The following is an 11,467-nucleotide window of genomic DNA, read 5'->3' as shown; positions in this document are numbered from 1 at the left end:
CGAGGAGCACTACGAGGCGGCGGACTCCGAGGAAGGCGGGGTCGCCGGGGCGGCGCCAGAGGTCGCGGGCGTCTCGCCGGTGGTAGTGGGCGAGGTCGTACTCGAGGTCGTCCCACCTGCTGCGGGCGAGGTCGGCGACCCGGAGAGCTTTCCCAGGCTCACGCCGTAGGCCTTGATCAGGGCCCTCGTCAGCCGCACGTAGTCGGCGATGCTGGGCCGCTGGGCGGTGAAACGCTCGAACTGCTCAACCCCGAGGAGTAGTAGGTAGACGTCGCGCAGCGCCGCGAGGAAGGTGCGCGGCAGGTGCGGGCGGGTGAGCAGCAGGTCGACGATGCCGCCGGCGATGTTGTTGTTCTTCTCGTCCGCGATGACCTGCGCGGCGAGGCCCGGCAGGTCGAGGTTGTTGGCGAGCAGCGGGTCGAGCGCGTCGAGCGGCAGCTCGGCGGGGAAGAGGAAGCTCTCGCCGCCGAGCAGGACCGAGATGCCGTTGGGGTGGGTGACCTCGCGCTTCGGCGCGTCGAGGTCGATCAGGAAGTCGCTCAAGGGGGGTCCTCTCCCAGCGGGTGGGGCGGTGGTCGGCGGGGACGGTCGCACAGCCCGGAGGCTTGTGGCGACCGCTGCCGTCAGGACTCCTTGAAAGCCGGGTCGTCGGTGAGCATGTACCAGGCGTCGGTGTCGTCGCCGCCCAGGACGCCCAGGCGCAGCGGCAGCTTCGAACCAGAGCCCTTGGAGAGGTCGTTGGCGACGCCTTCGAGCTGCATGGCGCGCGGGAATACGAACCGGTAGTGCTTGCCGCCGTCGACGGCTTCGAGCAGCGCGGCCACGTCGGTGCGCTCGCCGATGCGCGGGGGCACGAACTTGTAGTGCTTCGCGGTGCCGGTTCCGGTCGGGGTGATCTCGGTGATCGTGCCGCCGCCGTAGACGGCCTTGAAGTTCGGCGCGGACCACTGGAGCAGGTCCATCTCCACCGTGACCGCGTCCGCGGTCTGGAACTGGCGCACGGGGAAGTCCGACTGCGCGGACTTCAAGCTCTCGAAGTTCGGCTCCTCCTTGAACTTGAGGGAGTCCTCGGTGGTGTGGCCGACCGAGCGCCAGCCGGCCGCGAGAGCGATGCTGGCGTCGGCGGGCGCGGCGGTGCCGACCGGCGCGAGGTAGAGGTAGAGCCGGCCCGGGACGACGGTCTCGGCGGAGTTGGTCTTCGCGCTCATAGGGGGTGGCTCCTCGCGGTCAGGGTGGCTGCGGCGAGGAGACGGTGCGGTCCGGACGGGGCTTGTGTCGCGCCCTGGCGCCGGGTCAGGGGTGTACGACGACCTGGAGGGAGATGCTGTAGCGGATCGCCCCTGAGGTGAGCTCGGTGAAGGCGAGCGGGCCGCTGGTGGCGACGTGGCTGACCACCGGTCCGGTTGGCGGCGGGTCGGTTTCGGGCAGGTCCATCAGGGCGCCGGCCGCCAGCAGGGTGAGGCGGCGCAGTTCGGCGGAGCCGGGCCAGCCGGCCGGGTCGGAGATGACTTCGATCGTGACCTCGCCGGCGGTTTCCCAGCGCAGCCCGCGAAGGTCACCGCCCGGGCCCGAGGTGACCCGCAGCCGTGGCCAAGGCGCTTCGACCAGGCCGGAGACGTGGCCGGGGCCGCTGAACGCCTCCACCACGGCCGGGTGCTGGCGCAGGTGGGCCAGGGCGGCGGCGACCGGGTCGGCGGCCGCGACCTTCTGCAGGAGCGCCGGTTCCGTCATCAGCGGCGCGCGACGTAGCCGTTGGCGTGCAGCTGGCGGGCGTAGTCCGGGGCTACCCACATGTCGGTGCCGGGCAGGTAGTCGCGCCCGGAGATGAACAGGTGGTGGGAGAGCCGGACCTTCTCCGGGGCCTGGCCGTCGCCGAGTGGCGGGCCGACCACAGTCTGCGGGTCCGGCTCGCGGCTCGCGGCCGGCTGCTCGGCGGTGGCCAGGGTGTTCTTGCTGCTGGTGTTGGTTGCCATGGCGGTGCACTGTGCACGGTCCGGACCTTTGCGTCGCGCGCTCTACCGGTACTTGAGGGCGGCCTCGTTGACGGCTCGGGCCATGAAGTGGGTGCCCGTGGCGACCAGCCCGCCTGGGTAGACGTCGCCGAACTCGGCCTGGACGACGAGTTCCCCCTCGCAGACCACGGTGACCGTCACCCGGTTCCCGGCCGTCACCGGCTGGCCGCTGTTAATGCCATGGGCAACTCCCATGGGGTCAAGGGTAGTTGTGCAGCGGCAGTTCTTGAGGTTCGCGACGGCTCGGCTGCTCTCGTCGCGCGGCCCCTTCATGTACGTGTACTCGCCGACACCGCGGTGCTTGCGGTCCCAGTCCATCGACGGCACCACGAAGCGCAGGTTGTTCGGGACGCTCTGCCCCTCGGTCTGCACGTGGGTGTGGCGGACCCGGTCGTCGGCGACGGTCACCCACTGCTTCGTGGGCGGGGCGAGGCGCTTGGCCCGGTCGGCGACCTGGTCGGCGATGCGGCCGACCTCGGGCGCCACCATCGCCGCGACTATCGCCTCGAGCCCCGGCACCGCCTCGAACCGGGCCATCAGGGCACCAGCGGCGGGTCGAGGGCCGCGGTGATCGCGATGTAGTCGGCTGCGCCGTCCGCCGCGACGGCGCACAGCCGGGCCGTCGTGATCGTCCAGGACTCTGGGCCGTCGACGAGCCGGTCCCCAGGGCGAAGCGGCCAGTGCCGCGGGTCGGCGCGCAGCGACCACGACCCGTCCGCCTGCACCACCGCCGCGCCGGGCAGCGCCGGTCCCGAGGCCGCTGTCGTGCCGGGCCTCGGTGGCACCGGCAGGCCGTGCGCGTCACGGTCCCAGGGGTGCTCGGCGACATACACGGTGAAGCGCCGATTCGCCAGGATCACCGCCACAACGACGTCATCCCCCCGTACGGCCACGGCGCGGCCGCCGGCCGGGGCCGCACGTACACCGGCGGCTGCCGGTAGCCGTCCAGCGTGACCAGAACCGGCAGCGCCCCGGCCTGGCCGGCGCTCGGCGCGGCCTCGTAGCTGATCGACTGCCCCTCCGCCGACAACGACGACACCCGGCGCCCGCCGGCTGCACCGCCCGAACCCGGGGAGTTGCGGATCGCCTCGGCGGCATGCGCGGTGACGAAGCGCCGGATCGGCCGCTCGGCCGCTCCGTCCAGGCCGACAAGAAGCCGCACGTCGTACGTGCCGTCCGGCAGCACCGTCCAGCCGTCCACCGCGAAGTCGTCGTCCGGCCCGCAGTGCGCCCACGCCTGCCACATCCCCAGGTCCGTCCCAGGCGCCGGGCGGACACCGTGCAGCGTGGCCGAGCGCGGCACCAGCGAACGCGCGAGGTACGCCTCCACGTCGGCCTGCGCGTCCTCGATCGCGGTCCGCAAGCCGTCGCGCTGCGCCTCGGTGAGCGGCAGCGGGATACCTGCGTGGTCGGCGACCGCTTCGGGAGAGGTGACCAGGCCGCTGCCGGTGGGCAGGTCAACGCGGATCGTCCGGTCCGTGCTGGCGGGTTCGCCGGCGGCCGGGGTGAAGACGACGGTTCCCCAGTAGCGGCCGGCGGCCAGGGTGTCCGGGATGACGAAGCGGAACGTGCCGGGTTTCAGCGCTGTCGCGGCCGCGACAGCAGCGGGCTGGCCGGTGCGCTCGGGGTTCGCGTGCAGGGTGAGCGAGGTGACGGTGCCACCGGCGACGGTCGGGTCGAACGTGGCGCCGCCGTACGTGGCCTGCCAGTCGAGCATCGACACCGCGGTCTACTCGCCGATCGCGTGGCGGACGCTGGCCTGGTCTCGCAGACGCTGCAGCAGAAGCTCGACGACCGTCTCGGACAGGTTGGCCCCCTGCGCGGCCAGCAGCGTGGTGCGGGTGCGGCCGTACTCGTCGATCCGGTTCTCGACTAGGCGGGCAGTGCTGACCAGGGTGCTGCCGTGCGGGGTGATCCTCTCGAACAGGCTGTTCAGGTCGGTGGGCGGGCGGCGGGTCTGCGAGTCGACGATCAGGCCGTCGATCGTCTCCGGAAGCACCTCCGCGACCGGAACGCGCTCCGGAATCCCGGTCTCCGGCGCGACGGCCGGTTCAGGTCCAACCGGAGGCTCCAGCGGGGCGGCCGCCGGGACGAGCGTGCTGGCCTCCGCCACGGTGCCGTCCGGATCGACCGGTTCCGTGGCCGCCGCGGTCTTGCGGCTGCGCGGGGTGGTTGTCATCAGCTGGTTCCCTTCACCATGGGGCTGTTCGGGCCTCAGCAGGGTGGCGGCCGGGACGGCTTGTGTCGCGCCGAGCCGGCCACCACCGGCTCGCGTCAGGAGTAGGTGAACCCGCCCACCTTGGTCACGGTGCCCCCGTCGTCGGTCAGGACGACATCGACCGCGCCTGCTGCCTTGGCCGGGGCGGTCACCTTCACCACGGTGTCGGAGACGATCGTCAGCGCGGTGCCCGCCGTACCGCCGAACGTGACGGCGCTGGTGCCGTCCAGGTTCGTGCCCGTGATCGTCACCACGGTTCCGCCAGCGGCCGGGCCGTTGGACGGCAGGACCGACGTCATGGTCGGCAGCGGGAACAGCTTCGCGATGTCTGACTCCCGGATCTGGGCGCCGGGCTGGAAGGCGATCGTGCGAATCGCGCCCTCGGGCTTGCGGTCGCCCTCGGCGTAGCGGCGGGTCGCGTAGATCCGCTCGGTGACGGTCATCATCCGGTCCGGGACTGGGGTAGCCGGGAAGCCGGCCTTCGTGATGCGGGCGCCGCCCGCGGTGTAGAGGCCCATCGCTCACTTCCTGCTAGGAGTTGGTTATGCCAGCAAGATGCTGGCCCCCGGTAATGCCTTCCGTCACCTCCTCGCGAGCACCTGCCGTGTTCGCGCGTCTTGGGCGGTGGTCACTGAGGGTGCGGAAGTTTCCCTCCCGGGGGCCAGCCCCCGGACCCCCGCTGGGGACCGCGGGTCCCCAGACCCCTTACGCTGCCGCAGTCCGCTCCGTCCTCAGCCGGCGGACACCGCCTTGGCGGCGATGTCCGCCGGCTTCCGGGCGGTGCTCCCTTGCCCTCGGTCCAGGTGGTTGCTCCAGCCAGTGGTGTATGAATCGGCTGAGCTGCTGCCTACCAACAACAGTCCCGCGTGGCTGCTCAGTGGTTGCTGTAGACACGAACCACTGAATGCGCGCCGCCCGAGAGGGAAGTCGACTAGCACGTCGCTAAGGTGACCCGGGAGCTGGGAGGCCGTCCGCGGCCGAGCAGCGGTACGCAATGGCGGGTTGCCCCCGGGCTGCTGTTGCTGTCAGCACGCAAGGACCCGCAGCCGAATGGCTAGCCACCGCGAGACGCGCGCACGTCCCCGTCGTCGTTCAGTTGCAGAAGAGGCAGAAGACCGCAGTAAGGCGCTGACCTGCGGAAATGCCTTTCGAAGCCACGATCACCAGATCTGCTACCCCGATCGAGGGGCTGCCAAGGCTGGCCATAGGAGCGTGGTGAAGTGATCAGAGCCTCGCGGTATCCAGATCAAGAGATCAGGGTCCCACGATCAAGAAGTCCTTGAACCACGACTGTACGATCGTGGTTCAGTGCCGAAAAGTACATCTGCGGATGTCCCTGGAAGGAAGGCGCAACACGAGGTCGTGAGCGCCCCCTGAAGTTGGCTCAGTGACGTTTCGGTCATGTACTTTTAGGCCATCTGATCCGCTGCGGCCGACCGCGGCAGGGTCCAAGACCTATGCCCGAGGAAGGAGGGGACCACGTGGCTGCCGCCGCACGGCGTCGACGCGCGCCAGCAGACGAGAACGGGGAACTTCTCCCCTTTGCTCCGTTCGCGTTCTACTCCGGACACGCGAACGTCGACAAGGAACGCGTCCGCGCCATCTGCCGCAGCAACAAGTTCACCCCGGGCGAGAAGTTCATGGTCCTGTGGTGGATCGGAACGTCGCCAGAGGGCATGGAGCCCGTGGTGATGACGGGGGCGGACATCGGCAAGGAAGTCGGCATGACGGCGGATGCCATCGGCCGGATCAGCCGCAAACTCCTCAAGCACCGGATCTTGGTCGCGGTGGGCACGTTCGGAAACTCGAAGTTGTACCGGATTACGCCCTACATCGCGTTCCACGGCCCGGGCTACGATCAGCGTGAAGCGGTGAAGCGCTTCAACCCCCCGGACATCCCTGGGTTGGCCCCGAGAGTTCGAGAGTGGTGGGAGGACCGATGAGCGCTCAGACGGTTGCGCTGCATGGGAGCAGGAGCATGTCGTTCGGGGAGTTGCTGAGGCGAACCCACAACCTGACCGCGAATCAGCGCCTGATGATCGTGCTGTACAACGATCCGGAGCTCGTCGGCCGGAACGGCGTGATCGAGCAGTCTGCAAAGGACCTGGCGGGCATCGTGGGATGGACTCCGACCATGTTCTCGCGCATCCGACAGCAGCTCGTCGATGCGGGATGGCTGGAGCAGTCCGGTGGGCGAGCCCAGGTCAAGTTCTTCCGGCTGACGCCGACAGCCCACGGGCAGGCGCGGGCCCTTCGGCTTGTGGACTGAACGATGTAGGAGGTGCGAAGGGTTGTTGATCCACTGCGGATCAACAACCCTTCGTGCTTATGAACGTTTCGGCACGGAACCACGACCGACCGATCGTGGTTCCGTGCCGGGGAGTGCAGCGGCCCCGGGTCGGCGAGGTGCTTGTGAACGTTTCGGCATGGAACCACGACCCACCGGTCGTGGTCGGCGTGGCCATCCTGACGGCCGGGCCGGCCTCGTCGATATGAACGTTTCGGCACGGAACCACGACCGACCGATCGTGGTTCCGTGCCGGGGAGTGCAGCGGCCCCGGGCCGGCGAGGTGCTTGTGAACGTTTCGGCATGGAACCACGACCGACCGATCGTGGTTCCGTGCCGAGGAGTGCAGCGGCCCCCGGACCGGCTTGGGCGGCTACGCCCAAGTACCGACGACGAAGGACTCGGGGCGGGGGACCTCTAGGGCGACGCGCTCGTCGGCGCGGATCGTAATGACGCCGTTCTCGAAGTTGAGGCCGTTCTCGCTGGAGACGGTGACGGAGACGGACTCGCGGTCGTAGAGCTGGGCGCCGGTGCCGAAGGCACCGACCAGGAACTTGTCGTCGGCCATGGCCGTGGTGTCGACGACGTTGAGGCGCCAGACCTTCTTCTCGGCACCGACCGCGACGGCGATCGCGAGGCGGAAGGCGCCGTTGTTGTCGGTCTCGAGCTCCAGCTCCTCCCAAAGGTTCGGGGAGATTACCAGGCCAGTCATCTCGTACTCGGCGAGGATGCCCTTGGTGATGGCTCGGCGGACCTGCACGCTGCGCTTGTCCGTCTGGACTGCGGCGTACTCCTGGACGCCAGGGACGTTGAACAGACCGGTCAGCTTCTCGCCGTCGCCGGCGCTGTGGAGGAGGTCGTAGTCTTCGCGATACTTCACCCCCTCAATCATCCTGTTGTTGATGAACGACCTGAGCCGCGGTTCGTCGGACAGGATGTTCTTGTGGGCGTGGAGAACGTGGGCGATCTCGCTCACCGGGTACATCACCGGCTTGAAGTCGAGCCTCGACTCCGGGGCGCGGCCCCACTGGTCGGTCGGCAGGCCGGCTGCCGGGGAGACACCGTCTGCGGCGGTTCGCTGGCGGATCTGCGCGGCGTTGTTGGTCCAGCCGGTCTCTCGGATGCCGTACAGGACGGACGCCTTGGTGGTGGCCTTGGGGAAGAGGTCGCGGATGCGGGACTTGCGGCGGGCCAGCTCGCTGATGCCGACGTTCTGTGCGCCGCCGAAGCTGTTGTGGGTGATGGTGCCGGCGGACAGGGCCCAGATGGACTTGCCCTCCAGACCGGCGCGGATCTGGGAGGAGCCCTCGAAGCCGCGCTCGCGGGCGCGCTCGAAGGCGTCCGACTCGGTGAAGAGCTCGCCGAGGGACTTCACCTCGGGGCCCTGGGGGCTGCCGTAGAACTGGCCGGCAGCGGACGGGCTCTCGGGGGAGTCCAGGTAGCCGGCGATGTCGTCGGCGGACTTGCGCGCGTCGATCAGGGACTTGAGCTCCTGCGCCTCCTGAATGACCTTGCGGTACGCGGAGTTCTGCTCGGAGCTGACAGTGAAACGGCCCTTCTCGTCGACCTTGAACGTCTCGGAGATACGGCGGGCCTCGACCTGGCGGGTGGCGAGTTCGTCGATGAGGGTCTTGAGGGGTATGTCGGCGGTGGCGGTGCTCACGAAGCCTTCCAAGTGCTGGTGCGAACGGTTGGCGCGCGTCGCTCGCCCGGCCAGCACCGGGACGACCCGAAACGTCCGGGTCAGTGGAAGGGAGATGAGGGTCTAACGTCGCGTGCTGCCGTACCCGAGGTACCGGGCACAGCAGCACGACGGCGTTCGGTCAGGCCGCCAACGCCTTGAGCTGAGCCTCGACCTCATCCGGGTTCAAAGTGACCTCCTCCTCGCGGTCCTGGACTGGGACCTCGCTACCCGGCTGTGCGCTGCCCGGGAGGGTGGCCACCGGCGCAGAGCCCGGAGCCTCGGGCGGAACCATCGCCGGAACGGGCGCGCCGCCTTCGCCGTCGTCCTGGTCCTGCTCGTCGTCGAGGTGGTCGTACAGGCCCCAGTCGTCGCCGAAGTCGTCGTCGGGTTCGTCGTTGCCCTCGCCGATGGGCATGCCCTTACGGGCCAGGGTGCGCAGCAGGCGCTCGACGGCCGGGCGGAGGTTCTCCAGCTGCTCGGGTTCGACGTCGGCCACAGCGATCGCCGAGGTGGCGTCAGCGAGCCGGCCGGCAGCTGGCTGCAGGAACCGGGCTTCGACGGCCTCCTCGGGTTCGGCTTCCTCCTCGACCTCCTCGTCGCCGTCCGGGTCGTCGGTGTCGACGGCGACGACCGTCAGCTCCACCCGCTGCGGAGCGCCAAGGACGACGTCACCGCCAGCGCTCTGGTACGGCACGGAGTAGGTGATCGTCTCGCCGGGCTCGGGCCGGGCCACGGTCGCGATCACGCGGTCGGGGAACGTCGCCTCGATGCACACCCACGCCGCGTCGGCGCTGGCTTCCTGGTTGGGTAGGAACAGCACCTGGAGCGCATCCCGTAGGTGGGACTGCTGCTCCTCGTACGATCCGGCCATCGGCGGCTGCATGCTCTTCTCCTGGATCTGGCTGATCAGCGACTTGGCTTCGGCGACGGCCCGGTGAGCGGTCTTCACCTCAAGGCTTCCGAGTCGTGCGGCGACGTCCTTCGCGGCGGCGACGGCCTGGCGGGCGCTCTTCGCCTCGACCGCCGGCCCCACCGCCCCCGGTAGCGACTGTGTGGGGGATGCGGGGGCAGCGTCCGGTTCAGCGTCGACCTGTTCCTCGGGGCGTCCCAGCGGGATGCTGACGCGGTCGGTACCGCGGACGACGAACAGCTCGTCGAAGGTGACCGGCGTCGCATCGACAGCCGGGGCATCGTCGGGAAGGTCGTAGCCGAGCGTCAGATGCGGGGTGAAGCCGTGGTCGGTGCGGAGGGCTTCGTTGAAGACGGAGCCGGACAGCGCGGAAACAATTCGCTGCTGCAGTTCCGTCAGGCCGGGCACGTCGACGGGCACCCACACCGGCACGCCGTCCTCGCCCGGGGGGAAGCGGCCGATCCCGCCGAGCTGGCCTTCGAGCTGTGGGGCGCCTGCGGTGGCCGCGCGAATCAGGTCGGGCAGGTCGTCCGGGTGCCCGCCCAGTGCGTCGGCCTGGCCGAGGTAGGCGAGGGTGACGTGCAGATCGCCGGACACGGTGCCCTGCGGGTGCGCGAGCGCGGCGGCGACCTCCTGCGGCGGGTACAAGGCGATCATCACGCCCTGACCGGCCTGAGGCTCCCCGTGCGGCCCGGTCGGCTTGTACTCCAAGCCCTGGGGTTGGCCGGCCGGGTTGCCCTTGATCTCCAGCGCCATGGTGAGCGGGTGCGCACCGTGCAGCACCGGAGAGACCTCGTACAGGTCGAGGTCGTGGATGATCCGCACCCTGGCGCGCTTGGTGGCGCCGCCCTTGGGGACGACGTAGCCGATCGACCACTGGGCTCCGCCGCCCTCCTCGTGCCACTGCTTCACCTGCTCGAAGACGTCGCGGCCGCGGCTGGTGCGTAGGTTGTGGCCGACGTCGGCGACCAGAGCGCCGGCGTCCTTCGGCCAGGGCTTGCCCATCGGGGTGGTCTTCGGGAGCCGGGGGTCGCCGGGCAGCCACTCCTCGACCCGGTGGCAGACCCCGATCGGGTCCCTCCACTCATGGCTGAACACGGGTTTGACGGGCCGGGCAGCCAGGGTGCGGGTGAACGCCCCGGGGAGGATGACGTCCCCGACCTCGTCCTGCACCCCGGTGACGGCGCAGATCGCTCGGACGATGCCCTGCAGACGACGGGGCCGGGCTGGTGGACGCGGCGGCACAGGGCACTTCCTCGGGGCGGGGACGGCGAGCCCCGCGACCGTGCCCCCTCCGTGCCCTTACCGTCGCGCAGTCACCCGGTGCCGCCTGCCCCGCCGTCCTGCTGCTCAGGCAGCGTGCCGCCGGCGTCTTGGAACCCGCGCAGCCAGAAACGGCGCCGGTACCGCTCGGCGAAGTCACCGATCTCCGAGTACGGGCAGTTCGTCGCCGTCTCGCCCGCCTTCGCAGCCGCTGCACCCTCCGCAGCTGCCTGGACAGCCGCAGCACGGCCAGGCAGATCCTGAACCTCCACGTCGACCCTCTTCTACTTCCGGAACTCGTCGGGGAGCTCGCCACCCTGGCCGCCACCGTCCGGCTCCGCCCCGTCCTTCGGCAGGTCATCGACTTCGGGCTGCTCGTCGGTCGGGGAGCCGCCACCGGATGGGGCCATGCCGGCGTCGTCCACGTCCACGGCCCAGGCATCGGCATCCGAGTAACGGTAGACCTGGCCGGACGGATCGCGCAGCCATCCAATCAGCGTGCCGTCCGCGATACGCTCCAGCCATGCTTCCTCACCGCCTGGGGCGGAGAAGCGGGCCGCCACTGCCGGGTCGTCGGGCAACGTCTCGTCGCCCTCGTCGTACGGATCGCCCGCCCACTGCCGGCCATCGTCAGCCGGTTCCTGATTCTCGGGCTCCTGGTCGGTCGGCTGCGGGCCGGACGGCACCGGGCCGTCCGGCTGGAGGGACTTCACGGAGATTCGATAGGTGCGCACAACGGCGAGGGTGCTCGGCGAGACGAGCTTGTGTCTCGCCGAGCACCCTTAGCTCGCCGGTCGTGAGCGGGCTACATTCGGGCTGATCTCGTAGCCCTGAGCTGTCCTGACGATCAGCTCGTGCTCCTGCAGCTTGGCCAGGTCACGATGTACCTGCGGGGGAAGCGGGCCTTGGCGCAGGTCAACCGCACCGGCGAGAATGCCCATGAAGAGTTCGAGTTGACTTGCAGACAAACGTGCTGCCGTCACTTTTTCGAGCGTGCCACGGTTCACCATGCTGTAGTGGCCGCTGAATGCAAGGCGTTGCGCCGGGGCGTCGGCGTCGTTACCGGTCAACAGGTCCTCCCGAGGTCCTGCAT

16 protein-coding genes are annotated in these 11,467 nt (G+C 69.7%); 2 read left to right on the top strand and 14 right to left on the bottom strand.

What is annotated here, in order from left to right; translation table 11 throughout:
* Positions 1-9 precede the first annotated feature (9 nt).
* The 9 genes from ABT015_RS23870 to ABT015_RS23830 all read right to left on the bottom strand — a co-directional run bounded on the left by ABT015_RS23870 (position 10) and on the right by ABT015_RS23830 (position 4,748).
* Positions 10-543 carry a hypothetical protein gene (locus ABT015_RS23870; RefSeq protein ID WP_350882269.1) on the bottom strand — a complete coding sequence of 178 codons (534 nt, stop codon included), beginning with the start codon at positions 541-543 and terminating at the stop codon, positions 10-12.
* 80 nt (positions 544-623) lie between these two features.
* A complete protein-coding gene (locus ABT015_RS23865) occupies positions 624-1,208 on the bottom strand; it encodes a phage tail tube protein (protein WP_350882267.1) in 585 nt (194 codons plus the stop codon).
* Positions 1,209-1,293: 85 nt separating this feature from the next.
* Positions 1,294-1,731 carry a hypothetical protein gene (locus tag ABT015_RS23860; RefSeq protein ID WP_350882265.1) on the bottom strand — a complete coding sequence of 146 codons (438 nt, stop codon included), beginning with the start codon at positions 1,729-1,731 and terminating at the stop codon, positions 1,294-1,296.
* Positions 1,731-1,973: a hypothetical protein gene (locus ABT015_RS23855; protein WP_350882263.1), complete on the bottom strand. Its 243-nt coding sequence runs from the start codon at positions 1,971-1,973 to the stop codon at positions 1,731-1,733. The genes ABT015_RS23860 and ABT015_RS23855 overlap by 1 nt, the downstream gene beginning before the upstream one ends.
* Positions 1,974-2,015: 42 nt before the next feature.
* Positions 2,016-2,549, bottom strand: a complete 534-nt coding sequence (locus ABT015_RS23850) for a putative phage head morphogenesis protein (protein ID WP_350882261.1) — start codon at positions 2,547-2,549, stop codon at positions 2,016-2,018.
* The gene (locus ABT015_RS23845) at positions 2,549-2,878 is read right to left on the bottom strand and encodes a hypothetical protein (RefSeq protein WP_350882259.1); all 330 of its coding nucleotides are present in this window, start codon (positions 2,876-2,878) and stop codon (positions 2,549-2,551) included. The genes ABT015_RS23850 and ABT015_RS23845 overlap by 1 nt, the downstream gene beginning before the upstream one ends.
* On the bottom strand, positions 2,869-3,735 hold the full coding sequence (locus ABT015_RS23840; RefSeq protein WP_350882257.1) for a hypothetical protein: 867 nt from the start codon (positions 3,733-3,735) through the stop codon (positions 2,869-2,871). Before ABT015_RS23840 ends, ABT015_RS23845 begins: the two co-directional genes overlap by 10 nt.
* A gap of 6 nt (positions 3,736-3,741) precedes the next feature.
* Positions 3,742-4,191 carry a hypothetical protein gene (locus ABT015_RS23835; RefSeq protein WP_350882255.1) on the bottom strand — a complete coding sequence of 150 codons (450 nt, stop codon included), beginning with the start codon at positions 4,189-4,191 and terminating at the stop codon, positions 3,742-3,744.
* A 95-nt stretch (positions 4,192-4,286) separates the two neighbouring features.
* On the bottom strand, positions 4,287-4,748 hold the full coding sequence (locus tag ABT015_RS23830; protein ID WP_350882253.1) for an IPT/TIG domain-containing protein: 462 nt from the start codon (positions 4,746-4,748) through the stop codon (positions 4,287-4,289).
* Between the two features lie 963 nt (positions 4,749-5,711).
* Between ABT015_RS23830 and ABT015_RS23825 the strand changes: the two genes are divergently transcribed.
* Both ABT015_RS23825 and ABT015_RS23820 read left to right on the top strand, forming a co-directional pair.
* On the top strand, positions 5,712-6,173 hold the full coding sequence (locus ABT015_RS23825) for a MarR family transcriptional regulator (protein WP_350882251.1): 462 nt from the start codon (positions 5,712-5,714) through the stop codon (positions 6,171-6,173).
* A complete protein-coding gene (locus ABT015_RS23820) occupies positions 6,170-6,499 on the top strand; it encodes a cyclic nucleotide-binding domain-containing protein (RefSeq protein ID WP_350882249.1) in 330 nt (109 codons plus the stop codon). The genes ABT015_RS23825 and ABT015_RS23820 overlap by 4 nt, the downstream gene beginning before the upstream one ends.
* A 391-nt stretch (positions 6,500-6,890) precedes the next feature.
* Here ABT015_RS23820 and ABT015_RS23815 read toward each other — a convergent pair whose 3' ends face one another.
* From ABT015_RS23815 to ABT015_RS23795, 5 genes are all read right to left on the bottom strand, one after another.
* Positions 6,891-8,180 carry a phage major capsid protein gene (locus ABT015_RS23815; protein ID WP_350882247.1) on the bottom strand — a complete coding sequence of 430 codons (1,290 nt, stop codon included), beginning with the start codon at positions 8,178-8,180 and terminating at the stop codon, positions 6,891-6,893.
* A gap of 160 nt (positions 8,181-8,340) precedes the next feature.
* Positions 8,341-10,284 (bottom strand): 2'-5' RNA ligase family protein, encoded by a 1,944-nt coding sequence (locus tag ABT015_RS23810; RefSeq protein WP_350882245.1) that lies wholly within the window; start codon positions 10,282-10,284, stop codon positions 8,341-8,343.
* A 143-nt stretch (positions 10,285-10,427) separates the two neighbouring features.
* On the bottom strand, positions 10,428-10,646 hold the full coding sequence (locus ABT015_RS23805) for an Rmf/CrpP family protein (RefSeq protein ID WP_350882243.1): 219 nt from the start codon (positions 10,644-10,646) through the stop codon (positions 10,428-10,430).
* 12 nt (positions 10,647-10,658) lie between these two features.
* Positions 10,659-11,087 carry a hypothetical protein gene (locus ABT015_RS23800; RefSeq protein WP_350882241.1) on the bottom strand — a complete coding sequence of 143 codons (429 nt, stop codon included), beginning with the start codon at positions 11,085-11,087 and terminating at the stop codon, positions 10,659-10,661.
* A gap of 69 nt (positions 11,088-11,156) precedes the next feature.
* Entirely contained in the window at positions 11,157-11,444 is a 288-nt protein-coding gene (locus ABT015_RS23795) for a hypothetical protein (RefSeq protein ID WP_350882239.1), read from the bottom strand.
* Between the last annotated feature and the right edge of the window lie 23 nt (positions 11,445-11,467).

The organism is Kitasatospora sp. NPDC094016, assembly GCF_040304045.1.
GTDB lineage: Bacteria > Actinomycetota > Actinomycetes > Streptomycetales > Streptomycetaceae > Kitasatospora.
This window is presented reverse-complemented; position numbering and strand designations above follow the sequence as displayed.

Coding starts and splice junctions, on each gene's coding strand:
- ABT015_RS23855 (WP_350882263.1), bottom strand. CDS start 1,973: ATGGCAACCAACACCAGCAGCAAGAACACCCTGGCCACCGCCGAGCAG.
- ABT015_RS23830 (WP_350882253.1), bottom strand. CDS start 4,748: ATGGGCCTCTACACCGCGGGCGGCGCCCGCATCACGAAGGCCGGCTTC.
- ABT015_RS23865 (WP_350882267.1), bottom strand. CDS start 1,208: ATGAGCGCGAAGACCAACTCCGCCGAGACCGTCGTCCCGGGCCGGCTC.
- ABT015_RS23860 (WP_350882265.1), bottom strand. CDS start 1,731: ATGACGGAACCGGCGCTCCTGCAGAAGGTCGCGGCCGCCGACCCGGTC.
- ABT015_RS23850 (WP_350882261.1), bottom strand. CDS start 2,549: ATGGCCCGGTTCGAGGCGGTGCCGGGGCTCGAGGCGATAGTCGCGGCG.
- ABT015_RS23820 (WP_350882249.1), top strand. CDS start 6,170: ATGAGCGCTCAGACGGTTGCGCTGCATGGGAGCAGGAGCATGTCGTTC.
- ABT015_RS23835 (WP_350882255.1), bottom strand. CDS start 4,191: ATGACAACCACCCCGCGCAGCCGCAAGACCGCGGCGGCCACGGAACCG.